The sequence below is a fragment of the Salinisphaera sp. SWV1 genome, assembly GCF_052044155.1.
Taxonomy (GTDB): Bacteria; Pseudomonadota; Gammaproteobacteria; order Nevskiales; family Salinisphaeraceae; genus Salinisphaera.
Window position 1 is genome coordinate 1 of sequence record NZ_JBQDYE010000106.1, and the last position, 975, is coordinate 975.

Annotated in this window: 1 protein-coding gene; it reads left to right on the forward strand. The window is 62.5% G+C overall.

What is annotated here, in order from left to right:
* Positions 1-762, forward strand: a 762-nt coding sequence (locus ACS8YF_RS19635) for an HAD-IC family P-type ATPase (RefSeq protein WP_440851779.1), incomplete at its 5' end; no start/stop codon positions are given.
* Positions 763-975 lie beyond the last annotated feature (213 nt).

A 975-nucleotide genomic window follows, 5' to 3' on the forward strand; every position in this document is an offset into this window, starting at 1 on the left:
ATGGACAGCCTGGGCATCGAGACGTCGTCGCTGGCGGATCGATCCGACGCGCTGGCGCGGGCGGCCAAGACACCGCTGTTCGCTGCCATCGACGGGCAGCTGGCGGCTCTGATCGCGGTGGCCGATCCGGCGCGGGGCGAAGCCAAGCGCATGGTCGAGGCGCTGCACGCGATGGACCTGTCGGTCGCCATGCTGACCGGCGATAACGAAGCGACCGCCCACGCTATTGCCGAGGAACTCGGCATCGATACAGTCGTGGCCGGCGTCATGCCGGATGGCAAATCCGACGAGATCAAGCGGCTCCAGGGCAAGAACCAGTCGGTCGCCTTCGTTGGCGACGGCATCAACGATGCCCCGGCGCTGACCCAGGCCGATGTCGGCATTGCGGTGGGCAGCGGCACTGATATCGCCATCGAATCGGGCGACGTGGTGCTGATGCGGGCGGATCTGTCAGGCGTGGTCAATGCAATCGCGTTGTCGAGGCGCACCATGCGCACCATTCGCATGAACTTCGGCTGGGCCTACGGTTACAACGTGCTGCTGATCCCGGTGGCGGCGGGCGCGCTGTTCCCGTTCACGGGCTGGTTGCTTAATCCCATGATTGCCGCGGGCGCGATGAGTATTTCCAGTATCTTCGTGCTCACGAATTCGCTCCGGTTGAAGCGTTTCGAGGCGGCATTGGAACCAAGCCGAAAATCGCAGCCGAATGATGCCGAGACGGAAACGACCGTCGACAAAGCGCCCTACAACGAAGCGGCTTGAAATAGTCCCCGGGGTTTGCCTCCGGGGACGTTCCAATGCGATCGGCCCAACCCCAGAGACTCGCAGCGGCGTATTTCGAAGTTATCCCAGGTCGGATTGTTTGTTGATCCGATCGACCGGTCGATTATGTGTCGGCCCGGCCGCGCCACATGCGTTTCAGGACATCATCTTTGCGTACAAAGTGATGATACAGCGAGCCGCCGATGTGGACGC